The sequence below is a fragment of the Demequina lignilytica genome (genome assembly GCF_030418375.1).
In the GTDB taxonomy this organism is placed as follows: Bacteria; Actinomycetota; Actinomycetes; order Actinomycetales; family Demequinaceae; genus Demequina; species Demequina lignilytica.
Window position 1 is genome coordinate 22,439 of the sequence record NZ_JAUHPZ010000004.1, and the last position, 24,653, is coordinate 47,091.

The following is a 24,653-nucleotide window of genomic DNA, read 5'->3' on the forward strand; positions in this document are numbered from 1 at the left end:
CATGACCGAGCACCCCGAGGGTCCCGACGCGCGCGCAGGGGACGCGACGGACGTGCCGGAGCGCGACCAGGTCGCGCCATCCAAGCCCGTGACGCCGCTGTCGCCCCGCCGGAGCGCACCGTCCCCCGAGCCCGTCGATGTCGAGGTCGACGAGTCGGTGATCGTGTCGCCGGTGGCGTCTCCTTCGCCCGACGAGGTCGCGCCGGAGCCGCGCGGCCCCTTCGAGACCATGCCCCAGGACGCGCCCGCGGTGGCCGACGGCCCCCTGACCTCGATCCAGCTGCTGGGACGCGCGGCCGCGGCCAACGCGTCCCTCTCTGCCTCCGGAGCGCCGACCCCCCTGGGCGGGATCCCCCGGGTCGACGCGAACGGCGCCGCGCCGGCCGACCTGGGCGACTCCGAGCCGCGGTGGGTGCCGACGTTCGCCGGAGCGGCCGCGGCGCCCGGGGACGAGCCTCGCGTGTCGACGCCCGAGCCCGCGATCGCGTCGGCCGCGGACCTCCGCCGACACCACCTGGATGCGGACACACCGCTGTACCGGCCCCGCGTCGCCGCGTCCGAGGACGGTACGGAGGGCCCCGGCTCCCCGCCCGACACCCCCGCGCCTCCGCCCGCCGTCGACCTCGCGGAGCGCCGGCCCGGGCGCGCCTGGCCCCTGGTGCTCATCGGCCTCCTCACCATCGCGGCGATCACCCTCGCGATCCTCTGGCCCGCCCTGCACCCGGCAGCCATCGACATCCCGGCGCAACGGGTGATGAGCGCCCCGGCGGGCGCCGTCGTGGAGCCCATCGAGCTCGAGGAGCCGACGCCGTTCCTCGCCGCGATGCCGCTGGTGGCCGGCACGTGGGCCCTGACGGCGGTCGACACCCACGCTGCGGCGTCGGACGAGGCGCTGCCGGGAAGGGTCGCCGAGTGGCACACCCTGACCTACTCCGACGGCACCGAGGAGGTGACGGTGGAGGCCCGGCAGCTCTACACCGAGGACGATGCGCACCTGGCCCTGGTCGCCGCGGCGGGGAGCGACGCCGAGCTGACCGACGCGACCGCCGGCGGCCAGGTCGTGGGCGAGCGCGCCGAGCTCTCCGACGAGGAGGACACGCGGGTGATGTGGACCCACGGGTCGGCGTACTTCGAGGCGGTCGGAGCCGCGGGGACCGTCGACGGCCTAGTCGAGGCGCTCGGGCTGTGACCGGCAGCACCGCCGCGGAGCGCCCCCGCCAGCGGGGGCCACGGGGCGGCGACGCGGACACCCGCGGAGACATCCTCGCGGCCGCGGCCGAGGCCTTCGCCACCCAGGGCTACGGCGCCGCGTCGCTCCGGGGGATCGCGCGCCAGGCAGGAGTCGACCCGGCGCTGGTCCGGCACTACTTCGGGTCGAAGTCGGAGCTGTTCGTCGAGGCCATGCGCCCGCTGAGGGCGGACGATGCGGCGGTGACCGCGCTGCTCGCGACCCCGGCGGAGCAGCGCGGCGAGGCGTTCATCCGCCTCGCGCTCTCGCTCTGGGACGACCCGGTGATCGGCGCCCGGCTGCGAGCGATCCTCGCCTCCATCGCGGCCGTCGACGATGTGGGCGCCGCGTTCGCCCAGGTCATGATGCGCGACGTGCTGCTGCGGATGGTGCGACCCGACCACGCGGAGGATCGGGCCGCGGCGTGCGCCACCCAGATCGCCGGCCTCGCCATGGGCCGCTACGTGCTGCGCGTGCCCAGCCTCGCCGACGCCCCCGTCGAGCGGCTCGCGGCGATCTACGGCCCCACCTTCCAGCGCTACCTGGACGGGGACCTCGACCTCAGCGATTGACACGGTCCTCGACGGAGAGGAGTATTCATCACATGGAGAATTCACCGGCGGAACCTCCCGCCATCGACGTGTCCAGCCTCCGCGTGGTCCGCGGCGGCAAGGAGATCCTCCCCGACCTCTCCCTCGCCGTGCCGCGCGGCGCCGTCGTGGGGCTCCTCGGCCCCTCGGGCGCCGGGAAGTCCACGCTGATCCGGGCCATCGTCGGCGCGCAGATCATCGCCGGAGGCACGGTCACGGTGCTCGGCCACGAGGCCGGGTCGCCCCCGATCCGCGCGCGGGTGGGATACGTGACCCAGGCGCCCTCCATCTACCTCGACCTCACGGTACGCGAGAACGTGGCGTACTTCGCGTCGCTGGTGGGAGCGGCCGCGGACACGGTGCCCCACACCATCAACGCGGTCGGCCTCGCGGACCAGACCGACCAGCTGGCCGGCACCCTCTCGGGCGGGCAGCTCACCCGGGCATCGCTCGCGGCCGCCCTGGTCGGGCACCCCGAGGTGCTGATCCTCGACGAGCCGACGGTGGGCCTCGACCCCGCGATCCGCAACGACCTGTGGGCGCTGTTCCGGCGCTTCGCGGAGGCCGGCACCACCATCGTCGTCTCGAGCCACGTGATGGACGAGGCCGTCCGGTGCGACCGGCTGGTCTTCATCCGCGACGGCCGCGTGCTCGCCGACGGCACGCTCGCGGAGATCCTCGCCGAGACCGGGGCCGAGGACGCCGAGCGGGCGTTCCTCACGCTCGCGGGAAGGAGCGCGGCATGAACCCCCGGCTCACCGCGACCACCGCGAGGCGCATCCTCCAGCAGTTCCGGCGCGACAAGCGCACCATCGGGCTGCTCATGTTCGTGCCGATCATCCTGCTCACCCTGCTGTGGTGGATGTTCGGCGACACCCCGGATCCCGCCACCGGCCAGCCTCTGTTCGACCCGCTGGGCGCGAAGATCATGGGCCTCTTCCCCATGATCCTGATGTTCATCATCACGTCGGTGTCGACCCTGCGCGAGCGCACCTCCGGGACCATGGAGCGGCTCATGGCCTCGCCGCTGCGCCGAGGCGACGTGGTGATGGGCTACGCGGTGGCCTTCGGCATCGTCGCCGTGATCCAGGGGACCCTGCTGGTCCTGTTCAGCGTGTACGCGCTCCAGCTCGACATCCAGGGATCGACGCCCGCGCTGGTGCTCGTGATCGTCCTCGACGCGCTGCTCGGCACGGCGCTGGGGCTCGCCGCCTCGTCGCTCGCGCGCACCGAGTTCCAAGCGGTGCAGATGATGCCCGCCGTGATCCTGCCGCAGCTGCTCATCGCGGGGCTCTTCATGCCGCGCGAGGCGATGCCGCGGGCTCTCGAGATCATCTCGAACGCGCTGCCGATGAGCTACTCGATCGACGCGATCAACGACCTGGTCGCGGGCGACACCGGCGACATCTGGCCCGAGGTCGGGATCCTGCTCGCCTTCATCGTCGGCTCGCTGCTGCTCGGCGTCCTGACGCTCCGCCGCCGCACCGAGTGAGCGCCTCCCCGACCTGAACCGGCGATCCCTCCCGCGATAGGTTGGAGGGCATGAGCACCGAAGCCCTGTCCCCGTCCGACCTGCCCCGCGTCGCCGTGATCGGCGGCGGCGTGATGGGCGGCACCATGATCGCCGCGCTGCGCGTCGCCGGATGGCCCGGCGAGTCGATCACCGTGGTCAACCGCACCGCGGAGCGCAGCGCCGCTCTCGCCGCCGAGTACCAGATCACCGCCGAGGCCGACCCGCGCGCCGCGCTCGCGGGGGCCGGACTCGTGATCCTCGCCGTCAAGCCGCAGCAGATGGGCGACCTGCTCGACGCCGTGGGCGACGCGGTCGCGCCCGGCGCGCTCGTGTTCACCGTCGCGGCCGCGCTGCCGTCCTCGTTCTACGAGTCACGGCTGCCCGCCGGCACCGCGGTGGTGCGCGCCATGCCGAACACGCCCGCGCTCGTCGGCGCCGGCGCGACCTCGATCTCCGCGGGCGCGCACGCGACCGAGCAGCACCTGCTGCTCGCCGAGACCATGCTGCGGTCCACCGGTGTGGTCGTGCGGGTCGACGAGGAGCTGATCGATGCGGTCGGCGCCACCGCCGGGTCCTCGCCGGCCTACTTCTACGCGGTGGTCGAGGCCGTCGTGGAGGCCGGCGTGATGCAGGGCCTCGAGCGTGAGACGGCGACCCTGCTCGCGCAGCAGACGTTCATCGGCGCGGCCCGCCTGCTCGCGGAGTCCGGGGAGACCCCGGGCGAGCTCCGGCGTCGCGTGAGCTCGCCGGGCGGCACCACGCTCGCCGCGCTCGCCGCCATGGAGAACGCGGGTCTCCAGGGCGTGATCTCGGCCGGCATGAACGCCGCCGTGCACCGGTCGAAGGAGCTGGGCCAGCAGCTCGCGGGCTGATCTCGCCACCCCCACCAACACCCGCGAGATGGACGCGGGGGGCTCGATTCCGGCTCGTTTCGGGCACCGATCGTCCATTTCGAGGGCGAGGGCGGTGCCGGGTGAGGGCCGGGACGATGCGTCGCGCCCCTCAGACCCCGGCCGGCACCCCGGCGCGGATCGCGCGGGCCGCGTTGAGCGCATCGTCCTCGGTGCTGTGCACCCAGAACGCCAGGCGGGCGCGCCCGTTGCGGGTCGCGGCCCGGATGCCGGCCGCGGCCAGCGCGTCGGCGCGCGGCAGGTCGACCGCGACGATCGGCGACGCCCCGGGCGCGAGGCCCGCCTCCGCGCGGAACAGGTTCGCGAGGCCCACGGCGTGCTCGCGGATCGCCGGCGCGCCCTGGGCGGCCAGGATCTCGAGCGCCACCGCGCCTGCCTCCGCCGTCTGCCACGCGGGCGAGGTGTCGAGGCGCCGCGCCCCGGCGCTCAGGTCGGCCGCCGACCCGTACAGCGCGTCCCACGGCACGTCCGCCCCGTACCAGCTCGCCACGACGGGGCGGATCCAGGTCGCGGCCGGGTGCACGGCCGCCAACGCGATCCCGCGCGGCGCCCCGAGCCACTTGTAGGCGCTGGCGACCACCACGTCGAACTCGCGCGCCCGGATGTCCATCCATCCGGCGGCGTGGCTCGCGTCGACCAGGGTGCGCGCGCCGGCGACGCGGGCGGCGAGCGCGAGCGCGCCAAGATCCACGACCGTGCCGTCCGCGGACTGGACCGCGCTCACGGCGACCAGGTCGACCCCCGGGCGCACCTCGTCGACCAGCCGTGCGAGCGGCACCTCGATCACGCGGAGCCGGGGGTCGGCCTCGAAGGGCATGCGAACGGAGGCGAAGTCGCCGCGCGCGACCAGCACCCGGGCGCCGTCGGGCAGCGAGGCGGCCACCATCCCGACCACCTGCGAGGTCGACCCGGCGAGGGTGACGTCGGCCGCCTCGGCCCCCACCAGGCTCGCGTAGGCCGCGCGCATGCGGTCGACCGCGGCGTCGAGCGCCACGGGGTCGAGCGCGCCGACCGCCCACGCGTCGGTGGCCTCGTGCAGCGCACGGATGGTGGCGTGCGCCGGCAGCCCGTACGTGGCGGTGTCGAGGTAGCCCGGGACTCGGGGGAACAGGGGCGCGATCTCCAGCATGGATCCATGGTCAGGCGCGCCGGTGAACCAGACAAGATGCCGCTGTCGGCACCCAGACCTCGATGAGATGATGGTCTCATGATCGATGTCGAGCGTCTCCTCATCCTGCGCGAGGTCGCGCGCCACGGCTCGAAGGCCGCCGCCGCCCGCGCGCTCACCCTCTCCGAGCCCACCGTCGCCCACCACCTCCGGGCGCTCGAGCGTCGCGCCGGCGTGCCGCTCACCATGAGGTCCGGCCGCGTCACCCGGCTCACCCCGACCGGGGAGGCCCTGCTGCGGCACGCCGACTCGATCGCGGCGAGCCTCGAGGACGCCGAGCGCTGCCTCCACCGCCACTCGGGGCTCCAGGTGGGGCGGTTGCGTATCGCCACCTTCACGTCGTTCGCGGCGACCGTGCTGCCCCGGCCCCTCGCGATGTTCGCGCGCACCTACCCCGGCGTCGAGGTGGGGTTCGAGGAGAAGGAGACGGACGATGCGCTGGCCATGCTGCGGGCCGGAGAGGCCGACCTGGCCATCAGCTTCTCGGACTCCGCGACCCCGGCCCCGGAGGACCTGCCGCTGGTCGAGCTCGAGCGCGACGAGTACCTCGCGATCCTGCCGGCCTCCCACCCGCTCGCCGGGCGGGACCGCATCGACCTGGGCAGCCTCGCGGACGAGCGCTGGATCTCGGGCTGCGTCCGCTGCCGTACCCACCTGGTCGCGCACGCCGCCGACGCCGGGTTCGCGCCCAACATCGCGTTCCTGACAGAGGACTACGTGGCGGCGCAGCGACTGATCGCGGAGGAGCTCGGCGTCGCACTCCTCCCCCGCATGGCGCTCGACGCCAGCCCGGCCATCCCCGGCATCGTCGCGATCCCGACCCAGCCGCCCACCTACCGCGACATCTTCGTCGCGATGCCGGCGGAGCCCGCGCCCGCCGCGGCGGCCTTCGCCGAGCTGCTGACGGGAGGCTCGCTCGCCTGAGCCCCGGGCCCGGACACGGCTCGAGGCCCCCGGGGTGGCAGTCCCCGGGGGCCTCGTGTCCTGGAAGGAGGCGGTGCGGCTAGCGCCGCACCGCGATGCGGTGACGGTCGTCGGTGGCAGGGCCGACGACCGCGTGAGACAGCGACGGATGTCCCCCCGGGACCAACCTTCCCGGGAGGACGGAGCAGTCGAGCGAGGCCAGGTCCGCCGCGGCCGCGGCGTTCAAGGAGGCGGAGAACGCCCCGGGGATCCGGGGACGGGCCGCGACCAGCATGGCTGCTCCTTCCGTCTGGTGAGGTCCCCCGAGGGGGTGGGGGCCTCGACTCCTATACAACGCCGCGTCCCTGGGAGGGCGCTGAGAGCCGGAGGGGAGTTGCCGGGGAGCGGGACGATGCGGGACCGCCGCGCGCACGAACGCCCCCTCCCGCGGTCCGGCGGGAGGGGGCGTCGGGCTGAGGTCGCGCCCGGGGCGCGTCAGTCGGCGGTGAGGTCGCCGAGCTCGGTGCCGCCGGTCGCCGTTCCGTCGACCACGAGGCCGCCGACGGAGGTGCCCGTGACGGTCGCGTCGGCGGTCACCGTGTAGGTCTCGCCGCTCACGATCTCGGGAGAGGACAGCACCAGCGACTGGGCGGTCTTCTCCGACGTGAAGGAGGCGATGACGTTCCCGTCGGTGTCGGTCACCGTGAGCACGGTGCCGGCGGCGACCTGCGACGAGAACGCGATGGTGAGCACGCCTTGACCGTCGGAGGTGGGCGCGACCAGCATGCCGCTCGACCCCGAGGCGGCCAGCGTGCCGCCGGAGACCGTGAACGAGCCGTTGACGTCGAGCGCGCCGTTGCCGCTGCTCGCCGGGCCGTTGACCACGACCGTGCCACCGGTCATGACCGCGGTGCCGTTCGAGTCGAGGCCGTCGCCCTCGGCGTCGATCACCCAGGTGCCGCCGCTGATCTCGAGGTAGACGCCCTCGGACGCGGTCTCGCCCATGCCGCCCGCGACGGTGGTCGCGTCGGTGGCGCCGTCGGTGGTGGTCGACGTGGTCGTGTAGGCCGCGGTGGTGACCGCCGTGGAGTCGCCGGTGGTGGTCGAGGAGGTGCTCGAGGTGTCGGTCGAGGAGGAGTCGCGGCCGGGACGCGTGCCGCCACCGGGCATCTGACCGCCGCCCATCTCGGTGCCGCTCGAGCCGGAGCCGTCGGTCGCGTTGAAGCCGTCGTCGCTCGAGACGATGGTGCCGGTGCCGCCGGACAGCAGGATCTGCATACCCTCGAGGCCCTCGTAGGAGGTGGTCACGTCGACCGTGCCGTCGGAGATCGCGAGGATCCCGTCGGAGTGGATGCCGTCGTCGCCGGCGGCGATGGTGAGCTCGCCGCCCGCGATGGTCGCCTGGTAGACCACGTCGATGCCGTCGGACCCCGACGTGATGTCGACGGTGCCGCCGGACATCCACAGGACGCCCACGGCGTCGCCGTTGTCGTCGACCACGTCCTCGTTGGTGACCTTGAGCCCGTCGCCGTCGGCGTCGACCGTGATGTCGCCGCCCTCGATGACCAGGTAGTCCTTGCCGCGGATGCCGTCGTCCGCCGCGGTCACCGTGATGGTGCCGTCCTCGATCACGAGGCCGTCCTTGGACGCGATGCCGTCGTTGGCGACGGCGGTGACGTCGAGCGAGCCGGTGCCGGCGATCCACAGGTCGGCGGTCGAGTACAGCGTGGCGTTCGGCACGTCGGTCTCGGAGTCGTCGGTGGAGGCGGTCGCGTCGGCGGCGTCGGCCAGGGAGTTCGTGGAGCCCTCTGCGAGCCAGACGACCACCTCGTCGGCGTTCTCGATGTCGAGCGCCGCGGTGTCGTCGGAGGTGATGGAGACGCCGTCGAGGATGATGTTCACGTCCTCGTCGTCGGTGTCGACGATCACCTGCCCGGCGGACAGGGTGCCGGTGAGGCGGTACGTGCCGCCCTCGGTGATGGTGACGGTGGATCCGTCGACCGTCACGCCGTCGCCGCCGGTCGAGCCCGAGTCGGACAGGGTGATGTCGATCGCGGAGGCCTCGTCGAACGGGATCTCGACGTCCTTGACCCCGAGCTGCTCGTAGGTGCGCTCGGTGACGTCGGTCGCGGACAGGGTGGTCGACGTGGTCTCCGTGGTCGTGGTGGTCGTGTCGGAGGTGCCGGTCGAGGTGTCGGCGGTGGTGCTGCAGCCCGCGAGGGCCAGCGCACCGGCGACGGTGAGGCCGGCGAAGATCATGGTGGGCTTGCGCATGGGGGATGCCTTTCAGCTGCCGGCGGCGATCGCCGGGTCGAGAGTCGGGAGGTGGCGGCGGAGCGTGCGGGCCCACCGGTTGGCGGGCAGCTCGGGGCGCAGCGCCGCGAGGGTGGTGCAGTACTTGGAGACGCGGCTCGGGCGGATGCCGCGCGCCCACAGCGCCCGGTCGACCGCGCCGGCCCGCAGGGCGGACTTGGTCTCGACGATCAGCCGGTCGCCGAAGTCGACGGCCTGGCCGTCGACCGCGGTTCCGGTGACGGCGCGATCGATCGTGATGCGGCCGTCCGGGGTGAGCAGCGTGGCCCGCTCGTACGACGTGCGCAGCACTGGCTCGAGATGATCGACCGCCGACGCCACGGAGGGGAACGAGGCGACGAACGCGCGCGCCTCGCCCGCGAGCGGCCCCTCGGCCACCGCATCGTCCTGCAGCCACGCGCGGTGCTTGACCGTCTCGCCCTTGCCCGACCGGAGCTTGACCTCGATCGCGCGGGAGCCCGTGTCCAGGTACTCGCGGGTGCGGACCTTGTAGCGGGACGGCCGCTTGCGGGCGGCCGCGGTGTACGAGTGCAGCTCCGGGGTGTCGTAGTAGACCGACGAGTAGCGGAAGATCCGGGCGCCGTCGATCTCGAGGACGCGGACCCCGTCGAGGCTGCCGAGCACCTGCGACCAGGTCTCGGGGTCGACGATGTACTTGCGGTCCACGCGGGTCTGCAGGCCCGCCTCGGAGTCGATCTGCTCGAGGCTCACGGCCGGCAGGGTGCCGAGCCGCGAGGTCCAGCCCCTGGTCATCGACGGACCTCGACCTCAGGGGCGGTGACGACCGCGGCGAAGCGGTCGTCGAGCGGCGTAGGGTCCGCGGCCGCCAGGAGGGTGTAGCGGACGTCCACCAGGGTGGACTCGTTGACCAGGTCGACCTTGCGGACGTTGATGCGCTGGATGTCGGCGCCGAGCGTGACGGCGAGGTGCTGCGTGAGCTCCCCCTCGTCGGTGAAGGCCTGGTCGAGCATCATGAGCTGCTGGCGGGTGCGTCGGAACAGGGCGGGGTGGTCGCCGACGGCGATCACGGCGAGCAGGACGGCCATGAGCGTGAAGCTGATGGTGGGGCTGATCGCCGGGAACCCTCCGAGGAGGCCCAGCGCGATCGCCGTGAAGTAGTACGCGATCTCCGCGTGGTCCATCTCGGTCGAGCGGAGGCGGATGATGGAGAGCACCGCGAAGATGCCGAGTCCGAATCCGAGCGAGATGTCCGCGTTGGTCATCGCGTACGTGACGCCCATGACGCCCACGTTGATGGACAGGAACGCGACGATCATGTCGCGGCGGCGGTGCCGCGGGAAGTACAGGCCGAAGACCATCACGGCGATGGCGATCAGGTCAGCGGCGATGAAGGCGTAGACGGGCATGGCTTCCTCTCGGGTGAGGCTCCCGGGGTTCGGGTCGGGAGCCGACGTTCACCGGTAGTCAACCGACGGCGCCTGGGAGAACGCTGGGACGGCCGGGAGAATCGACCGGGAGTGTGCTCCGGGCGCTCCCCCAGCGCGCTCCCAGCCAATCCTGAGAGTCCCGCGACATAATCGATGCATGCCTGAACGCCGCATCCTCGTGGTCGATGACGAGGACAACCTCCGCACCATGCTCTGCGCCGCCCTCCGCTACGAGGGCTACGACGTCTCCCAGGCCGCCGACGGCCAGGAGGGGCTCAAGGCTGCGCGCGAGACCCGCCCCGACCTGATCATCCTCGATGTGATGATGCCCGGCCTCGACGGCTTCGCCGTGTGCCGTCGCCTGCGCGAGTCCGGCGACCGGACCCCGATCATCTTCCTCACCGCGCGCGACAGCTCGAAGGACAAGGTCGAGGGCCTCACGATCGGCGCGGACGACTACCTCCAGAAGCCGTTCAACCTGGACGAGCTGGTCGCCCGGGTGGAGGCCGTGTCCCGTCGTGTCGACCGCGAGCCGTCCGCCGCCGACGTCTACCGGGTGGACGACCTGGAGCTCGACGACGTCGCGCACCGCGTCACCCGCGCCGGCGTCGACATCCAGCTCTCCCCGACCGAGTACAACCTGCTCAAGTACCTCATGCAGAACACGGGCCGTGTCCTGTCCCGCGGCCAGCTGCTCGAGAACGTGTGGGGCTACTCGCGCGACGACGACCCGGGCGTGGTGGAGACGTACATCGGGTACGTGCGACGCAAGGTCGACGCGAACGACCCCAAGCTCATCCAGACCATCCGCGGTGTGGGGTACACGCTGAGGCTGCCGTGACCCGTCGCGGCAGCCTGTCCCTGCGGGCCCGCGTCCTGATCGGCCTGGGCTCGATCGCCGCCGTCGCGGTCGCCGCCGCGATCGCCGTGACGGCGGTCACCCATTCGCACCTGGTGGTCCAGCTAGACGAGCGGCTCGACTCGTTCGCCATCCCGCTGCGGGAGAGCGATCAGGACCCGGAGCTGGTCGACCCGAACGACCTCCGGCGCGAGTACGCGCGCCCCTCCGACGCCTGGCGCGCCTTCCTGCTCTCCTCCGGCGAGCTCGGCGGGATCGTCGCACCCAACACGATCGGCAGCACCGACGCCTCGCCCGTGCTGACCCTCGACGACCTCCCCGAGACCGGGGACGCGTACTTCACGGTGCCGTCGTCCGACGGCGAGGGCGAGTGGCGCGTCTACGCGCGCGTGTCCGCCCTCGGCACCGACCTCACCGCGCTGCCCCTCGACTCCGTCGAGTCGACCACGCAGCAGCTGATCGTGATCGAGGCCATCAGCATCGGGGCGACGCTCATCGGGCTCAGCGTGGTCGGCTGGTGGGTCATCCGGCTCGGCATCTCTCCCATGCGCCGGATGGTCGACGCGAGCGCGAGGATCGCGGACGGTGACCTCGACGTGCGCCTCGAGGGCGTGGGCCACGGGTCGGAGAGCGCGGAGCTCGCGCAGTCGCTCAACACCATGATCGGCACCCTCACCGACGCGCTCGACGAGCGCGAGCGGTCCGAGGCGCGGCTGCGGGAGTTCGTGGCCGACGCCTCCCACGAGCTGCGGACGCCGCTGACCACCGTGCTCGGGTACGCCGAGCTGTACCGCCGCGGCGCGCTGCGCCAGGACGAGGACGTCGCGGACGCCTGGGGTCGCACGGAGGCGGAGGCCTCGCGGATGCGACGCCTGGTCGAGGACATGCTCGAGCTCGCACGCTTCGACGCCGAGCCCCAGCTGATGCTCGTCACGGTCGACCTCGCGACGCTCGGCGCCGAGGTCGTGGGCGACGCCCGGGCCGCACGCGAGGGCGTCTCGTTCACCGTCGACGCCCCGGTCGCGGTGCCCGTGGTGGGCGACGCGGACAAGTTGCGGCAGGCCGTGATCAACCTGGTCACCAACGCCGCCGTCCATGGCGGCTCGGCGATCACGGTGCGGGTGCGGGTCGACGGCGACGACGGCGTGGTGCAGGTCATCGACGACGGCCCGGGCATGACGCCGGAGATGGCCGCCCGCGCGACCGAGCGCTTCGTGCGCGGCGACGGCTCCCGCGCCCGCTCGACCGGTGGCTCCGGCCTGGGGCTCGCGATCACCTCGGCGATCGTGGACGCCCACGGCGGCACCCTCGCGGTGGAGTCGGTCGAGGGCGAGGGCACCACGGTGACCATCCGGATGCCGCTCGGCACCTACGAGCCGCCGGTGCGGACCTCCGAGATCGAGGCCGCCCCGGCCTCCGACTGACCGCGGCTCCCACCTCCTCTGCCCCTGTGAGGAGTTGAGGGTACGAATCGTGCACATTCGTACCCTCAACTCCTCACAGGGAGCACAGCTGTCCACAGATGCAGTTGCCACCGCCGGTGATCTCGCTCGGGACGGTCTCATGGTGGGATGCGCCTCCTTCCCGGCGTGCCTGCGCCCACCGGCCGGCTCGACGAGTTCCTCGTCGCTCACGCTCACGCCTTCACCCGCGCAGAGCTGGTGCGCGCGTGGTCACGGCGCCGACTCGAGAACGGCGTCATGAGCGGGGTAGTCACACGCATCCTCCCCGGTGTGTACTGCGCGGCGACCCACCGCGACGACCCCGTGGTGCGCGGCGAGGCCCTCAACCTGTGGCAGCCCGGGGGCGCCGTGACCGGGGCGCTGGCACTCCACCTGCATGCGGTACCGCTACCGAATCCGCCTGTTGCGGACTACGCGGTGCTGTCGGGACAGCACCACCGGGTTCCGGCATGGGTGCGACTCCGACAGGGGGCGCTGGGCCGGGTCACGATGAGCGCGCGAGGCGTCACCACGGTCACCACTGAGCGCGCGGTCATCGATGCGTGGAGCACCGCCCCACCATCGGGCCGCCGAGAGGTGCTCTACCAGGCCTTGTGGTCCCGGATCTGCACCTGGCAGCAGGTGCGGAGAGAGCTTGCGCGCACGCCACGCGTGCCTGCGCGCCACGAGCTCCAGCGCGTCCTGGGATGGTTCGAGGCGGGAGCCACCACGCCGCTCGAGGTGCGAGCCCGCTACGAGACGTTCGCCGACCCGCGCTTCGCCGCCTTCGAGTGGCAAGCAGAGCTGTGCCTCCGCGGCCGGCGGGTGCAGGCCGACATGCTCCACCGCGCGGCGCGGCTGGTGGTCGAGCTCGACGGGCATCGCTATCACTCGTCGCGCGCGGCGCAGCAGCGTGACCGCGAGCGGTCCACCGACCTTGCCGCGGCGGGCTACCTCACCGTCCGATTCGGATGGGACGACCTGGTCCGGAGGCCCGACTGGTGCCGCGATCGGCTTGTGCAGGTGCTCGCGGCCCGCCTGACCCGGGCCCTGTGAGGAGATGAGGGTACGAATCGCGCCGATTCGTACCCTCATCTCCTCACAGGAGAACTGCCGGGAGGACGATCCGCGCGGGCGCAGCTCACGCGCGGGCCGGTGCGTCCTCGTACAGCGCGAGGATCGCCTCGCATTGGGGACCCATGCTCGTGCTGAGCAGCTCGAAGGCCATCGGGTCCTCCTTGCGGTCCGGCATGCGCATCGCGAGAAGGATGGTGTTGAGCATCCCGCGGGCGAAGAAGTCGGTGGCGTCCTCGGGTGAGAAGCCGGCCTCCTCGCGCACCAGGCGGTAGACCCCGAGGAAGGAGTCCCGCGCCTCGGGCCCGAACACCGGGTCGTGGCCGAGGCCGAACAGGTGCAGCAGCGACAGCAGGATCCCGCGGTCGGCGACCAGCTCGCCGTACGCCCGCCCGAGCGCGGACTGGCGCTCGAGCATCGTCTCCTCGCCCGAGAACTGCGAGATGACCGCGCGGAACTCGGCCTCGAGGCGCCCCACGGCGCGGCGGGCGACCTCGAGGAACAGCTGCTCCTTCGATCCGAACATGCGCACCACGTAGGCCTGCGAGATGCCCGCCTCGCGCGCGATCGCGTCGGTGGTCCCGCCGGCGTAGCCGCGCTCCCCGAACACCGCCGTGGCGGCGGCGAGGATCTGCTCGCGCCTGTCCTCGCTGCTCAGACGGCCTTCTGTCGCTCCCATGTTGACATGTTATCAAGCGATAACTTACTGTGCCACCAAGAGGTAATCAATTGATTACTTCACCGAAGCGCGGGAGTACGCGCCGACCCTGGGAGGGGAACATGTCCACCACCGCACGCCGCGCGCCCGTCGGGCTCGTGATCCTGGCGGCCTCGGTCCCGGCCTTCATGGCCAGCCTCGACAACCTCGTGGTGACCAACGCGCTGCCCGTGCTCGCCACCGACCTGGAGGCGACGCTCGAGCAGCTCCAGTGGTTCGTCAACGGGTACTCGCTCGCCTTCGCGAGCATGATCCTCATGGCGGTCGCGCTCGGCGACCGCTACGGCCGTCGCCGCGTCTTCTCCGGCGGCATCGCGCTGTTCACGTTCGCCTCGATCCTCTGCGCGCTCGCCCCGACGGCCGAGGCGCTCATCGCCGCCCGGGTGCTCCAGGGCATCGGCGGCGCGGCGCTCATGCCGCTCTCGCTCGCGATCCTCGCGTCCAACGTGTCCGAGCGGATGCGCCCCATGGCGATCGGCATCTGGGGCGGCGTGGCCGGCCTGGGCGTCGCCGTGGGCCCGCTGGTCGGCGGCGCGGTCGTCGAGGGGATGAGCTGGCACGCGATGTTCTGGCTGAACGTCCCTGTCGGCATCCTCGCGCTGATGCTCATCCGCGCCTACCTGACCGAGAGCAGGGGCGCCCGGGCGCCGCTCGACATCGTGGGCCTCGGGCTCGGCATGGCCGGCGTGTTCGGCGTGGTCTTCGGCATCATCCGCGGCAACGAGGCGGGCTGGACCAGCGGCCAGGTGCTCGCCGGCCTGGTCGGCGGCTCCGTCCTCCTCGCCGGCTTCGTCGCCTGGGAGAGGCGACGGGACGATGCGCTGCTGCCGATGCGCCTGTTCCGCGACCGGTCCTTCTCCGTCGCGAACGTCGTCGGCGTGATGTTCTCCATCGGCATCCTCGGGGCCGTCTTCATCCTCATCCAGTTCCTCCAGGTGGTGCAGGGCAAGAGCCCGCTGGAGGCCGGGGTGATGACGATGCCGTGGACCATGGCACCGCTGGTGGTCGCCCCGCTCACGGGCCTCATCGCCCCCCGCGTCGGCACCCGCGCGCTGGTCACCGCGGGCGTCTCGTCCCAGGCGGTCGGCCTGGCGTGGATCGGCCTGGTGCTCGACCCGTCGGTCGCCTACGGCGCGCTGGTGCCCGGGTTCGTGCTGTGCGGCGTCGGGATGGGGCTGGTGTTCGCCCCGCTCGCCACCGCCGTGCTGGCCCACATGAGCGAGGCCGACCAGGCGAAGGCGTCGGGCACCAACGCCACCCTGCGGGAGATCGGCGTGGCGCTCGGCATCGCCATCCTCACCGCCGTGTTCACCGGCGCGGGCGGCGAGCTCACCCCGACCGGCTACACCGACGCGGCGCAGACCGCCGTCCTGGTCGGCGCCGCGATCCTCGCCGTGACGGTCATGGTGGCGACCCTGCTGCCGAGGCGATCGGACCAGCCGACGGTCGCGGCACGCGACGATGCGGCGGGCGCACCCGCCGAGGCCCCGGCGCTCATCCCCGCCTGACACGGACCGACCGGCCCGCTCCTCGTCACCACGGCGAGGGGCGGGCCTCGTCGCGCGTCGCATCGTCGGGCAGGTGCGGAAGCTCGCCGCCGCCCGCGCGGATGCAGAACCAGCGCATCGGCCCCGGGCTGTCGGGCACGCAGCGCCACGTGCGCCACACCCCCTGGCCCACCCGCACCACCGTGCCGGGGCCCACGTCGACCACCTCATCGTCCAGGCCCATCTGTCCGCGGCCGGCGAGGAAGACGTACATCTCCTCGATGTCGCGGTGGGTGTGCCAGTAGCCGGCCTCCTCGCCGGGGACGAACGCGTTGGCGGTCATCCCGATGTACTGCATGGCCAGCTCGTGGTCGACCACCCGGCGCCCGTCGCGCAGCGTGTGCGGCTGGAAGCCACCGTGGTGGCCCCGCCACTCGTCGAGCCCGCCCATCTCCAGCACCTGGTAATCGCTCATGGATCGACCCTAGCGGTGCCCCTGTCTCGTCGCCCGACTCGGGTGCTAGCGTGATCTAGAGCGGATACCAGGCAGCTCGTAGGTTCCAGGGGGCAACCGTGGATGTGGCGCTTCAGGCTCTGACGGTGCTAGCGGCGATCGCGCTCGGCGTGCGCACCAAAGGCCTGACCGTCGGCCTGTGGGGCGCTGCCGGCGTCCTGGTGCTCGTGTGGGTGTTCGGGTTGCCTCCTGGGTCGGTGCCGACGTCGGCAATCTTCGTGATCTTCGCCGTCGTCACCGCGGCCGGCGCGATGCAGGCCGCGGGCGGGATCGACTACCTGGTCGGCATCGCGCAGCGCGTCATACGCGCCCACCCGAACCAGGTGACGTTCATCGCCCCGTACGTCGCGTGGCTGTTCGCCACCGGAGCGGGCACCGGCTTCGTCTACTACTCGATCCTCCCGGTGATCTACGAGGTCGCGTACGGCAACAAGGTGCGCCCGGAGCGGCCCATGGCTATCGCGCCGACCGCGTCCCAGATGGGCATCACGTCGAGCCCCGTCTCCTCGGCCATGGCGATCATGGTCGGGCTGATGGCTCCCCTGGGCTTCGAGATCACGAACATCCTGTCGATCGTGCTGCCCTCGACGGCGATCGCGATCGGCGCAGCCGCCTTCGTCCAGAACAAGATCGGCAAGCCTCTCGACCGCGACCCGGTGTACCAGGCACGACTCGCGGCTGGCGAGGTGACGGCACCCGAACCGGTCGACATAGGCGTCGCCAGCGCATCGGCGAAGCGATCGACCTGGATCTTCGGCACCGGGATCCTCCTGATCCTGGCCTTCGGCATCTTCGAGGGCCTGCGGCCCGTCATTCCCGGCGCCGACGGGCCTGAGCCGTTGGCGATGACCACCATGATCCAGATCATCATGCTGATCGTCGCGCTGGTCATCCTCCTGTGGTGCAGGACACGATCCGCGGATGTTCCGCGCGCGCAGGTCTTCCGCTCGGGCATGAGCGCGATCATCGCGCTGTGGGGAGTGTCGTGGCTCGCGAACACCTTCATCGCCGCGAACGAGGACTCCATCGTGGAGGGACTCGGCGGGATCGCCGACAACGCACCGATATTCATCGCCGTCGCTCTGTTCATCGTCGCTGCTCTGACCACCAGCCAGTCATCGGCGACCATCGCGATCATCCCGATCGGCATCACGTTGGGCCTCGAACCGTGGCAGCTGACCGCCATGTGGATGGCGGTGATCGGCCTCTACACCTTCCCGATCAACGGCTCCCAGCTGGCCACCATCGAACTCGACGCCACCGGTTCGACGCGCATCAGCCGGTTCGTCATCTACCACTCGTTCACGATCGGCATGCTCGTGATGGCGGTCGTGTCCGTGCTCGTCGGCCTCGGCATCGGCGGCATCTTCTATGGGTGACCTCGACCCGTGGCGGCTCGACCGCCGCCTCCGACTGGACCCCGAGACGACCATCGATCCAGCCTCGCTCATCAGCGCCAGCCCTGCGACGCCTCTCGCGGACGTCACCACGGTCGTCCACGATCCCCATGCCTCCGTCGCCCTGCCCTCCGAGGTCGAGGAGTGGCTCGCAGCCGACGTGTCAGAACGCCGTCGCATGGACTTCTCCGACTTCGCCTCGGATGCTCTCGGGCGCCACTGGGCAAGCCTCGACCCTCACATCGTCTACGTTCGCAACCCGGTGAACCGGCTGGTGCTCGACCCCAACCGCGCGCGCCCGTCGCGAGCGACCGCGCGGGAGCAGCTCGTCGAGGCCATCGCCCGCACCCGGTCGGCGGCTCAGCGAGGAGAGACCCCGCGGCTGGCAGGAGTCGACACCATCCGGACCGTCACGTTCGCCGGCCTGCCCCTCCTCGACATCACTCGGGTGGAGGCGGACATCGACGGCTTCCTCGACGTCATCTTCGAGGCGGCCGCACGCACCGTGGACGTCTACCACCGCACCGTCGAGGCCATGATCACCAGGGTGATCGCGGCGAAGCGGGCGGCCCTCTCCGCGCTGCCCGATGACCGTGGATCGGCCGCTGAGCGCGCCAGGATCGGCCACCTGCTGATCGTGGGACTCCACGACACCAGCAACTACACCCTCACCGCCGACGACAGGCTCAACGTCGCCAAACCAGAAACAGACCGGCTACCCCGGTACGTCGACTTCGGCACGCGCGGAGATCCCGCCGGCGAGCCCGTGGGGACGGAGCCGACCTCGATGCCATCGCCCTCGGTCGAGGCCCTCAAGGACGCCTACATGAAGGTGTTCCCCGGGGCGGCGGGCTTCAGCATCAACGCGCCCTATCGCGGCGCCGCCGAGACGGTGCAGCTGCGCGACACCTTCGGCTCGACGGGCGGGTCAGCCGAGCCGGTCGTCGACGTGGTCCAGGTCGAATGGAACCGCGAGACCCTGTACGGCGAAGCCGCCGCCGCGGCGCTACGAGCGGAGGGCCGAGAATGGCCGCAGGAGGCGAGCGAGATCGACCGTACAATCGCGCCCCTCGTACGCGACGCTCACGCACTCTGGCGGGGCCAGCACCGCGGACGGCCCGCCTGACGCGGTCCCGTCGCGGCACTCCTGCGCCACTCAGCCGCCGGCTTGCGAGTACAGCCGCTGCAGCTCCTCGAAGTGCGCGTCCGACTCGACCGCTGCCGGATCCTCGCCCACCAGGTGCTGGGCGAGCCGGTCGAGGTGCCAGTGCCAACCCGCCGCGTAGTCGGGGTCGTGCGGATCCGGGGCCAGGTGGTCGAAGGTGAGCAGCGTGCCGCCGTCGACCGCGTCGAGCATGAGGCACAGGTGCCAGCGGCCTCCCGGCCCGTCGAACGCGTACTCGAGCACGCGCCCGGGCTCCCACGCGAGGACCTCCCCGACCTCCGCGCCGTTCGCGGACACGGCACCTCCGACGCGCGGCTCGTAGCCGGTCGGGAAGCCCCAGGTCCCGTTGCGGTCGGGCGACACCAGGGAGTCCCACACGTCGACGGCGGGCGCGGGATACGTGCGCTCGAAGCGCAGCACGTCGGTGGCCTCGGCGTGGATGACCCGGCCCAGGTGCGCCGGGTCGATGACCGCATCGTCCATGTCCCTCAGTGTGCCCTGTCCGGCGCGGTCCGTCACGGGTAGCGTGCCGCGCATGGACGATGCGATGGTGACGCGGCTGCGCGCCGCGGGCTGCGTGTTCGCGGAGGAGGAGGCCGCACTGCTCGCCGCCGCGGGCGGCGACCGGGACGCGCTGGTGGCGCGCCGCGAGCGCGGCGAGCCGCTCGAGCTGGTGCTCGGGTGGGCCCTGTTCGCGGGGTTGCGCGTGCCGGTCGCCCCCGGGGTGTTCGTGCCGCGCAGGCGGACCGAGCTGGTCGCGGAGGTCGCCCTCGCACTGGCCCCCGCGGGCGGCACCATGGTCGACCTGTGCTGCGGCGCGGGCGCGATCGGGGGCGCCGTCGCGTACGCCCGTCCCGACCTGACGGTGGTCGCGGCGGACATCGACCCGGCCGCGGTCGATCTCGCGCACGCGCTGCTCGCGCCGCTCGGCGCCACCGCGATCGCCTCGGACCTGGACGATGCGCTGGCGCACCTCCGCGGCCTCGTCGACGTGGTGACGGCGTGTCCGCCGTACGTGCCGACCGCCCAGATCCCGCTGATGCCGCGCGAGGCTCGCGACCACGAGCCGGTCCTCGCCCTCGACGGCGGACCCGACGGCCTGGACCTGCAGCGCGGGGTGTTCGCCGCATCGTCCCGCCTGCTGCGCCCCGGCGGCGCCTGTGTCGTGGAGACGAGCGACGCCCTGGAGAGGCTGACGGTGGCCGCGGCCGCCGGCGCCGGGCTCGTCCCCGCGCTGGAGCGGGACGACGAGCGCGGCGCCGTCGTCGTGGTGGCGCGTCAGGCCGGTGCGAGCACCTCCTCCTCGAGCCGCGCGTAGCTGGTCTCCATCCCGTCGGTCATGCCGGTGCCGAGGATCATGTCGCGCATCTCCGCGTTCGGATATGTGATGAGCAGGCTGAGGAGCGTGGTGCCGTCGGAGCGGGGGATCAGCGTGAGCTCGTTGACGTTGCCCTCCCCGGGCATGCCGATCATCCGCTCGGTGGTGACCTCGCGGTACGGCGGCTCGGATGCGAGCAGCTCGCCCTCGAAGCCGAAGCCGGGCTGCCCGTCGGCGGCGCCGCCCGCGACGGGCGCCCACTCGTTGCGGTAGGAGTCGCCCACGTTCCGGGCGACCACGCACACCGGCATCGTCCATCCCTCGGGTCCCAGCAGCCATCGCCTCATCAGCTCGGGCTCGTGGTGGGCGCGCCAGACCTGCGCGGCGCTGCCGCGGATCACGCGGGAGATCCGGACCTGCGTGTCGGACAGGATCTGTGATTCGGTGCCGCGGCCGGCGGCGAAGGACTCGAGATCCGCGACCACCGCGTCGATCTGGCTCATCGCGGAGCGCATGCCCTCCTCCATGCCCATGCCCAGCAGCTGCTCGAGGGCCTCGAGGCTCGGGAAGCGGGTGGTGGTGGTGAGGCGGGAGCCGGCGGGCGTCGACTCGAACGTGAAGGTCATACGCATGGACGGCAGGTCCGGGTTGCTCTCCGCGTCCTCGGTCGCGAAGCCATCCTCGACCTCGAAGCTCCGGCCCGGGTCCACCGCGAGCCAGGTCCAGTAGCCGCCGGAGCGCTCGCCGTCGGGGCCGGTCATGTAGTAGTCGGTGCGGCCGCCCACGGCGCAGTCGTGGCGCGTGAACGTCGCGGGCCACTCGACCGGACCCCAGAACCTCTCGATCTGGCGCGGGTCGGTGTAGGCGTCCCAGAGGCGCTCGACGGGGACGGGGAACTCGGCGACCACGGTCATCGTGAGCGCCTCGGGGTCCTTGGTGACGGAGGTGATGGGCATGGTGGGGACCTGTCTCGTGCGGGTGGGGTCAGCGGTCGGGCCGCTCGGCGAAGAGCGAGTCGAGCCGGTCGACGCGGTCGCGCCAGAGCTGCTCGTAGGCATCCAGGAGGCGTTGGGCCTTCCTGATCCTGTCGGGGTTGCCGCGGACCAGGCGTTCGCGGCCGCGTGGCGTCTTCACCACCAGGCCCGCTCCTTCCAGGACGGCGACGTGCTTCTGCACGGCGGCGAAGGACATGTCGTAGGCCTGCGCCAGCTCGCTGACGGAGGACTCGACCGTGAGGGTGCGGCGCACGATGTCGCGGCGCGTCGCGTCGGCCAGAGCGTGGAAGATGCGGTCCACCTCGGCGTCGGAGAGATCAGTTTGTACAACCATTTGGTTGCAGGTTAGACCCGGGCGGGGTGCGGCGCAACCCCTCACCCTCCGCCCGCCCCTCACCCGCCGGGGTCGGGACAGCCAGTCCTCATCTCGAGCCGGATCTCGCGTTCCCGGGACAGTCAGTCCTCTTCGATGGGCCGGATGAGGACTGAGTGTCCCGAGAGCCCGCGATTCAGCAGATTCGGAGGACTGAGTGTCCCGACAGGCGCAGGGCGGTTGCGGCACGAGCCGGGCCGTGGATCAGTACTGACCGTCCCGGTGGGAGAGGCCGCGGAGGATCGCGCTCACCGCCTGCTGCGAGATGCCGAACCGCACCGCCAGCTCCGCCTGGCCCGCACCGGCCTCCGCAGCCGCACGCAGCTCGGTCACCTGCGCGTCGGTGAGGGACCCGCTGCCCGCCGACCCGCTGCGCCGACCGCTCATGATCGAGTGAACGGTGTGGATCGACACCCCCTCGGCCTCGGCGACGGCCGCCCGCGGCTCCCCCGCCGCGACCCGCGCGCGGATCGCGTCGACGCGCACGGGGGTGAGGCGCGTCCGGCGGGACGATGCCCCGGCCGGGCCCGGTCCCGGCGCGGACCCGCTCCGAGCACGGCGCGCGCGGGGAGCCGACTCCTTGACCGGCCCGCCCGCCGCCGCGCGGGTGCGACCCGACACGATCGCCGAGACCGCGGTCTGCGAGATCCCGAAGCGAGCGGCGAGATCGACCTGACGCGCGCCCGCCGCGTAGGACTCGCGCAGCTCCACCACCTGGGCGTCGGTCAACGGGGCGGCCATCCCGCGAGCCTACGCGCCCGTCACCACACGAACGGGATGTACCGCCTGGTGCGGGCGGCGTACGCGCGGAACGCATCCCCGTAGTGCTCCTCGAGGTGCGCGTCGAGCCGCGGGATGTGCCCGAACGCGAAGCTGGCCGCCATGATCGCGGCGGCCAGCAGCGGCCACCAGCCTCCCGCCACCATCGCGAACCCCGTGAACAGCAGGGTGTCGCCCAGGTAGTTCGGATGGATCACCACGGAGAACAGGCCTCCGGTGAACAGCACGCCGCGGTGCGCCGGGTCCTTCTTGAACCGCCGCCGCTGCTCCTCGGACCAGGTGTTGAGCCACGAGCCGAGGGCGTACAGCGCGACGCCGACCCACACGACCCCGTCGACCGGGGCCTGGGTGGTGCCGCCGAACCACGCCATGGTGAGCTGCAGCACCACCACCCACGGCCCGACCGCGAGCGCCTCGGCCCACGGGAACGGCCGCGTCACCATGACGTACTGGGTGATCAGCAGGCGCCCGAGGTAGACCACCGCGAGGAGCCCGGTGAGCCAGCGCCGCAGCGGGTCCGCGACCGGCAGGTCGCCGCCGAACCACTCGTGCACGCCGGTGGTGAGGAACGCGATGCCGAGCGCCACCGCGCCGACGTGCAGCGCCGTGACGAGGTGCTTCGGAGCGGACGATGCGGCGGCGGCCTCCATGCCGGACCGGACGAGCCCGGGCTACTTGGCGTCGAGGACGTCGACCACGAACACCAGAGTCGAGCCGGCGGGGATCGGACCCATCGGGCGGAAGCCGTAGCCGGACTCCGGCGGGACCACCAGCAGCAGCTGCGAGCCCACGGGCTGGCCCACGATCCCGTCGACCCAGCCGTCGATCAGCGAGCCGTACGCGATGCGGAAGGAGATGGTGTCGCCGCGGTCCCACGAGGAGTCGAACTTCGCGCCGTCCCACAGCCAGCCGGTGTAGTGGACCGTGATGTGGTGGCCCTCGGCCACCTCGGGGCCGTCGCCGGCGGCGAGGACGTCGACCACGAGACCCTCGGGCTTCTCGGCGCCGGAGAAGTCGACGGAGGGCGCGCCGGAGGCGTCGCGGGTGATGGTGGGGTTGCTCATGTTCGCTCCTTAGCGATCCGGGTACCCGGCCAGCCTAGGCCGAGAGGACGCGCGCGGGCCGACGCCTGGCGACCGGATACCCCCCTGGAGTAGCGTCGAGACGTCCCCGCTACGACGACGTAGGCAAGGAGCGACCCATGGCCAGCTGGCGCATCCGCGACGCGCACGCCGACGACCTCGAGGGCATCGTGCGGCTCTGGGAGCAGTCCCGATCCGCCGGCGTCGAGCCCGTCTACGCCCTGGCGGAGGTGCTGACCTCCGCGACCGAGGACATGGCGGTGGTGGCGACCGTCGACGAGCAGATCGTCGGCGCGGCCGTCGGCCGACGCGCGCACCGCCAGGCGTGGGTGGTGTTCCACGGCGTGGACGATGCGATGCACGGCCAGGGCATCGGCCCGGCCCTGCTCGGCGCCCTCGAGGCCCAGGTCGCCGAGGCGGGCCCGTCGACGCTGTCCGCCCTGGTGCCCGCGGAGCAGACCCACCTCGACGCCTTCCGCGACGCCGGCTACGGGGAGAAGAAGGCGGTCCGCTACCTCGAGCGTCGGCTCCCGGTGCAGCGCGAGGAGATGGCGATGCTGTCCGAGCTCGGGGGGCGCATCCTCCCGCGCGGGCTGTGGGACGGCGTCGCCGGCATGCGCGCGGAGAAGGCGCTGATCGAGAAGCGCCTGGTGCTGCCGCTGGCCGAGCCGTCGCTCGCGCAGCGCTACGGCGTCGCACCGCCGCGCGCGGTGGTGATGTTCGGACCGCCCGGGACCGGCAAGACCACGTTCGCGAAGGCGATCGCGTCGCGCCTCGAGTGGTCGTTCGTGGAGGTGTTCCCGTCGCGGCTGGCGGCGGACCCGGGCGGGCTCGCGGGCGCGCTGCGCGAGACCTTCCACCAGATCGCGGAGCTCGAGCACGCGGTGGTGCTGATCGACGAGGTCGAGGAGATCGCCTCGCACCGCCGCGGCGATCCGCCGTCGCCGCTGCAGGGGGTGACCAACGAGCTGCTCAAGATCATCCCCGCCTTCCGCGAGCGCCCGGATCGCCTGCTGGTGTGCGCCACCAACTTCATCCGCTCCCTCGACAGCGCGTTCCTGCGCCACGGCCGCTTCGACTACGTGATCCCGATCGGCCTGCCGGACGGCGAGGCCCGTCAGGCGATCTGGTCGCGGTTCGTGCCCGCGGACGCGGCGGCCGGCGTCGATCTCGATGCGCTGGTCGCGGCCTCGGGAGGGTTCACGCCCGCGGACATGGAGTTCGCGGCGCGGCGGGCGTCGCAGTCCGCGCTCGAGGCGGCGGTCGACGGCCGCGGCGCCGGCGCACCCGGGCCCACCACGGACGACTACCTCGCGGCGATCGCGTCCACCCGGGCGACCGTGTCCGACGAGGTCGCGGGGGAGTTCGGTCAGGACATCGTCGCCTTCGGACGTGTGTGAGCCGCGGCGCGCAGGGACGATGCGCGACGTAGCGT

Annotated in this window: 26 protein-coding genes; 14 read left to right on the plus strand and 12 right to left on the minus strand. The window is 72.4% G+C overall.

Annotation, left to right across the window (positions count from 1 at the left end):
* Window position 1: 1 nt before the first annotated feature.
* The 5 genes from QQX13_RS07835 to proC are packed head-to-tail and all read left to right on the plus strand — an operon-like array spanning window position 2 to window position 4,203.
* The gene (locus QQX13_RS07835; protein ID WP_301119311.1) at window positions 2-1,189 is read left to right on the plus strand and encodes a hypothetical protein; all 1,188 of its coding nucleotides are present in this window, start codon (window positions 2-4) and stop codon (window positions 1,187-1,189) included.
* Window positions 1,186-1,800 (plus strand): TetR/AcrR family transcriptional regulator, encoded by a 615-nt coding sequence (locus QQX13_RS07840; RefSeq protein WP_301119309.1) that lies wholly within the window; start codon window positions 1,186-1,188, stop codon window positions 1,798-1,800. Before QQX13_RS07835 ends, QQX13_RS07840 begins: the two co-directional genes overlap by 4 nt.
* Window positions 1,801-1,832: 32 nt before the next feature.
* Entirely contained in the window at window positions 1,833-2,564 is a 732-nt protein-coding gene (locus QQX13_RS07845) for an ABC transporter ATP-binding protein (RefSeq protein WP_301119307.1), read from the plus strand.
* Complete coding sequence (locus QQX13_RS07850) at window positions 2,561-3,310, plus strand: ABC transporter permease (protein ID WP_301119301.1); 750 nt, start codon at window positions 2,561-2,563, stop codon at window positions 3,308-3,310. Before QQX13_RS07845 ends, QQX13_RS07850 begins: the two co-directional genes overlap by 4 nt.
* A gap of 50 nt (window positions 3,311-3,360) precedes the next feature.
* Window positions 3,361-4,203 carry a pyrroline-5-carboxylate reductase gene (proC, locus tag QQX13_RS07855; RefSeq protein WP_301119294.1) on the plus strand — a complete coding sequence of 281 codons (843 nt, stop codon included), beginning with the start codon at window positions 3,361-3,363 and terminating at the stop codon, window positions 4,201-4,203.
* A gap of 130 nt (window positions 4,204-4,333) precedes the next feature.
* Here the strand turns inward: proC and QQX13_RS07860 are convergent, their stop codons facing one another.
* Window positions 4,334-5,371, minus strand: coding sequence for an aminotransferase class V-fold PLP-dependent enzyme (locus QQX13_RS07860; protein WP_301119292.1), 1,038 nt, complete (start codon window positions 5,369-5,371; stop codon window positions 4,334-4,336).
* Window positions 5,372-5,449: 78 nt separating this feature from the next.
* Here QQX13_RS07860 and QQX13_RS07865 point away from each other — a divergent pair, with 78 nt between their 5' ends.
* Window positions 5,450-6,334, plus strand: a complete 885-nt coding sequence (locus QQX13_RS07865) for a LysR family transcriptional regulator (protein WP_301119290.1) — start codon at window positions 5,450-5,452, stop codon at window positions 6,332-6,334.
* 474 nt (window positions 6,335-6,808) lie between these two features.
* On the opposite strand, the gene QQX13_RS07870 is transcribed toward QQX13_RS07865, so the two are convergent.
* From QQX13_RS07870 to QQX13_RS07880, 3 genes are read right to left on the minus strand one after another with little or no spacing between them, the layout of a single operon-like run.
* Complete coding sequence (locus tag QQX13_RS07870; protein ID WP_301119288.1) at window positions 6,809-8,587, minus strand: carbohydrate-binding domain-containing protein; 1,779 nt, start codon at window positions 8,585-8,587, stop codon at window positions 6,809-6,811.
* A 12-nt stretch (window positions 8,588-8,599) separates the two neighbouring features.
* Entirely contained in the window at window positions 8,600-9,379 is a 780-nt protein-coding gene (locus QQX13_RS07875) for a polyphosphate polymerase domain-containing protein (RefSeq protein WP_301119286.1), read from the minus strand.
* The gene (locus QQX13_RS07880) at window positions 9,376-9,993 is read right to left on the minus strand and encodes a DUF4956 domain-containing protein (RefSeq protein WP_301119284.1); all 618 of its coding nucleotides are present in this window, start codon (window positions 9,991-9,993) and stop codon (window positions 9,376-9,378) included. Before QQX13_RS07880 ends, QQX13_RS07875 begins: the two co-directional genes overlap by 4 nt.
* Before the next feature lie 178 nt (window positions 9,994-10,171).
* Here QQX13_RS07880 and QQX13_RS07885 point away from each other — a divergent pair, with 178 nt between their 5' ends.
* The 3 genes from QQX13_RS07885 (at window position 10,172) to QQX13_RS07895 (ending at window position 13,371) form a co-directional block, all read left to right on the plus strand.
* A complete protein-coding gene (locus QQX13_RS07885; RefSeq protein WP_301119282.1) occupies window positions 10,172-10,855 on the plus strand; it encodes a response regulator transcription factor in 684 nt (227 codons plus the stop codon).
* The gene (locus QQX13_RS07890) at window positions 10,852-12,297 is read left to right on the plus strand and encodes a sensor histidine kinase (protein WP_301119280.1); all 1,446 of its coding nucleotides are present in this window, start codon (window positions 10,852-10,854) and stop codon (window positions 12,295-12,297) included. Before QQX13_RS07885 ends, QQX13_RS07890 begins: the two co-directional genes overlap by 4 nt.
* 147 nt (window positions 12,298-12,444) lie before the next feature.
* Window positions 12,445-13,371, plus strand: a complete 927-nt coding sequence (locus QQX13_RS07895; RefSeq protein ID WP_301119278.1) for an endonuclease domain-containing protein — start codon at window positions 12,445-12,447, stop codon at window positions 13,369-13,371.
* Window positions 13,372-13,456: 85 nt separating this feature from the next.
* Here the strand turns inward: QQX13_RS07895 and QQX13_RS07900 are convergent, their stop codons facing one another.
* Entirely contained in the window at window positions 13,457-14,068 is a 612-nt protein-coding gene (locus QQX13_RS07900) for a TetR/AcrR family transcriptional regulator (protein ID WP_301119276.1), read from the minus strand.
* 101 nt (window positions 14,069-14,169) lie between these two features.
* Here QQX13_RS07900 and QQX13_RS07905 point away from each other — a divergent pair, with 101 nt between their 5' ends.
* Complete coding sequence (locus QQX13_RS07905; protein WP_301119274.1) at window positions 14,170-15,615, plus strand: DHA2 family efflux MFS transporter permease subunit; 1,446 nt, start codon at window positions 14,170-14,172, stop codon at window positions 15,613-15,615.
* Window positions 15,616-15,640: 25 nt separating this feature from the next.
* Here QQX13_RS07905 and QQX13_RS07910 read toward each other — a convergent pair whose 3' ends face one another.
* Window positions 15,641-16,069 (minus strand): cupin domain-containing protein, encoded by a 429-nt coding sequence (locus tag QQX13_RS07910; protein ID WP_301119272.1) that lies wholly within the window; start codon window positions 16,067-16,069, stop codon window positions 15,641-15,643.
* 98 nt (window positions 16,070-16,167) lie between these two features.
* On the opposite strand from QQX13_RS07910, the gene QQX13_RS07915 reads away from it, so the two are divergent.
* Both QQX13_RS07915 and QQX13_RS07920 read left to right on the plus strand, forming a co-directional pair.
* Window positions 16,168-17,487 (plus strand): anaerobic C4-dicarboxylate transporter family protein, encoded by a 1,320-nt coding sequence (locus tag QQX13_RS07915; RefSeq protein ID WP_301144534.1) that lies wholly within the window; start codon window positions 16,168-16,170, stop codon window positions 17,485-17,487.
* On the plus strand, window positions 17,480-18,631 hold the full coding sequence (locus tag QQX13_RS07920; protein ID WP_301119270.1) for an N-formylglutamate amidohydrolase: 1,152 nt from the start codon (window positions 17,480-17,482) through the stop codon (window positions 18,629-18,631). Before QQX13_RS07915 ends, QQX13_RS07920 begins: the two co-directional genes overlap by 8 nt.
* 30 nt (window positions 18,632-18,661) lie before the next feature.
* Here the strand turns inward: QQX13_RS07920 and QQX13_RS07925 are convergent, their stop codons facing one another.
* Window positions 18,662-19,153, minus strand: coding sequence for an SRPBCC domain-containing protein (locus QQX13_RS07925; protein ID WP_301119267.1), 492 nt, complete (start codon window positions 19,151-19,153; stop codon window positions 18,662-18,664).
* 52 nt (window positions 19,154-19,205) lie between these two features.
* Here QQX13_RS07925 and QQX13_RS07930 point away from each other — a divergent pair, with 52 nt between their 5' ends.
* Window positions 19,206-19,988, plus strand: coding sequence for a putative protein N(5)-glutamine methyltransferase (locus QQX13_RS07930; protein WP_301119265.1), 783 nt, complete (start codon window positions 19,206-19,208; stop codon window positions 19,986-19,988).
* On the opposite strand, the gene QQX13_RS07935 is transcribed toward QQX13_RS07930, so the two are convergent.
* The 5 genes from QQX13_RS07935 to QQX13_RS07955 form a co-directional block, all read right to left on the minus strand.
* Complete coding sequence (locus QQX13_RS07935) at window positions 19,949-20,944, minus strand: SRPBCC family protein (protein WP_301119263.1); 996 nt, start codon at window positions 20,942-20,944, stop codon at window positions 19,949-19,951. The genes QQX13_RS07930 and QQX13_RS07935 overlap by 40 nt on opposite strands.
* A 28-nt stretch (window positions 20,945-20,972) precedes the next feature.
* Window positions 20,973-21,317, minus strand: a complete 345-nt coding sequence (locus QQX13_RS07940; protein ID WP_301119261.1) for an ArsR/SmtB family transcription factor — start codon at window positions 21,315-21,317, stop codon at window positions 20,973-20,975.
* A gap of 243 nt (window positions 21,318-21,560) precedes the next feature.
* Window positions 21,561-22,097 (minus strand): helix-turn-helix domain-containing protein, encoded by a 537-nt coding sequence (locus QQX13_RS07945; protein ID WP_301119259.1) that lies wholly within the window; start codon window positions 22,095-22,097, stop codon window positions 21,561-21,563.
* 20 nt (window positions 22,098-22,117) lie between these two features.
* Entirely contained in the window at window positions 22,118-22,786 is a 669-nt protein-coding gene (locus QQX13_RS07950) for a methyltransferase family protein (RefSeq protein ID WP_301119257.1), read from the minus strand.
* A 21-nt stretch (window positions 22,787-22,807) separates the two neighbouring features.
* Window positions 22,808-23,200 (minus strand): FKBP-type peptidyl-prolyl cis-trans isomerase, encoded by a 393-nt coding sequence (locus QQX13_RS07955; RefSeq protein ID WP_301119255.1) that lies wholly within the window; start codon window positions 23,198-23,200, stop codon window positions 22,808-22,810.
* A gap of 137 nt (window positions 23,201-23,337) precedes the next feature.
* On the opposite strand from QQX13_RS07955, the gene QQX13_RS07960 reads away from it, so the two are divergent.
* The gene (locus QQX13_RS07960) at window positions 23,338-24,618 is read left to right on the plus strand and encodes an ATP-binding protein (protein WP_301119253.1); all 1,281 of its coding nucleotides are present in this window, start codon (window positions 23,338-23,340) and stop codon (window positions 24,616-24,618) included.
* The last annotated feature ends 35 nt before the right edge of the window (window positions 24,619-24,653 follow it).

Bases quoted from the DNA above. Each gene is read 5' to 3' on its own strand.
- QQX13_RS07835 (WP_301119311.1), top strand. From the start codon at position 2: ATGACCGAGCACCCCGAGGGTCCCGACGCGCGCGCAGGGGACGCGACG.
- QQX13_RS07845 (WP_301119307.1), top strand. From the start codon at position 1,833: ATGGAGAATTCACCGGCGGAACCTCCCGCCATCGACGTGTCCAGCCTC.
- QQX13_RS07850 (WP_301119301.1), top strand. From the start codon at position 2,561: ATGAACCCCCGGCTCACCGCGACCACCGCGAGGCGCATCCTCCAGCAG.
- proC (WP_301119294.1), top strand. From the start codon at position 3,361: ATGAGCACCGAAGCCCTGTCCCCGTCCGACCTGCCCCGCGTCGCCGTG.
- QQX13_RS07860 (WP_301119292.1), bottom strand. From the start codon at position 5,371: ATGCTGGAGATCGCGCCCCTGTTCCCCCGAGTCCCGGGCTACCTCGAC.
- QQX13_RS07865 (WP_301119290.1), top strand. From the start codon at position 5,450: ATGATCGATGTCGAGCGTCTCCTCATCCTGCGCGAGGTCGCGCGCCAC.
- QQX13_RS07870 (WP_301119288.1), bottom strand. From the start codon at position 8,587: ATGCGCAAGCCCACCATGATCTTCGCCGGCCTCACCGTCGCCGGTGCG.
- QQX13_RS07875 (WP_301119286.1), bottom strand. From the start codon at position 9,379: ATGACCAGGGGCTGGACCTCGCGGCTCGGCACCCTGCCGGCCGTGAGC.
- QQX13_RS07880 (WP_301119284.1), bottom strand. From the start codon at position 9,993: ATGCCCGTCTACGCCTTCATCGCCGCTGACCTGATCGCCATCGCCGTG.
- QQX13_RS07885 (WP_301119282.1), top strand. From the start codon at position 10,172: ATGCCTGAACGCCGCATCCTCGTGGTCGATGACGAGGACAACCTCCGC.
- QQX13_RS07895 (WP_301119278.1), top strand. From the start codon at position 12,445: ATGCGCCTCCTTCCCGGCGTGCCTGCGCCCACCGGCCGGCTCGACGAG.
- QQX13_RS07900 (WP_301119276.1), bottom strand. From the start codon at position 14,068: ATGGGAGCGACAGAAGGCCGTCTGAGCAGCGAGGACAGGCGCGAGCAG.
- QQX13_RS07905 (WP_301119274.1), top strand. From the start codon at position 14,170: ATGTCCACCACCGCACGCCGCGCGCCCGTCGGGCTCGTGATCCTGGCG.
- QQX13_RS07910 (WP_301119272.1), bottom strand. From the start codon at position 16,069: ATGAGCGATTACCAGGTGCTGGAGATGGGCGGGCTCGACGAGTGGCGG.
- QQX13_RS07920 (WP_301119270.1), top strand. From the start codon at position 17,480: ATGGGTGACCTCGACCCGTGGCGGCTCGACCGCCGCCTCCGACTGGAC.
- QQX13_RS07925 (WP_301119267.1), bottom strand. From the start codon at position 19,153: ATGGACGATGCGGTCATCGACCCGGCGCACCTGGGCCGGGTCATCCAC.
- QQX13_RS07930 (WP_301119265.1), top strand. From the start codon at position 19,206: ATGGACGATGCGATGGTGACGCGGCTGCGCGCCGCGGGCTGCGTGTTC.
- QQX13_RS07935 (WP_301119263.1), bottom strand. From the start codon at position 20,944: ATGCCCATCACCTCCGTCACCAAGGACCCCGAGGCGCTCACGATGACC.
- QQX13_RS07940 (WP_301119261.1), bottom strand. From the start codon at position 21,317: ATGGTTGTACAAACTGATCTCTCCGACGCCGAGGTGGACCGCATCTTC.
- QQX13_RS07945 (WP_301119259.1), bottom strand. From the start codon at position 22,097: ATGGCCGCCCCGTTGACCGACGCCCAGGTGGTGGAGCTGCGCGAGTCC.
- QQX13_RS07950 (WP_301119257.1), bottom strand. From the start codon at position 22,786: ATGGAGGCCGCCGCCGCATCGTCCGCTCCGAAGCACCTCGTCACGGCG.
- QQX13_RS07955 (WP_301119255.1), bottom strand. From the start codon at position 23,200: ATGAGCAACCCCACCATCACCCGCGACGCCTCCGGCGCGCCCTCCGTC.
- QQX13_RS07960 (WP_301119253.1), top strand. From the start codon at position 23,338: ATGGCCAGCTGGCGCATCCGCGACGCGCACGCCGACGACCTCGAGGGC.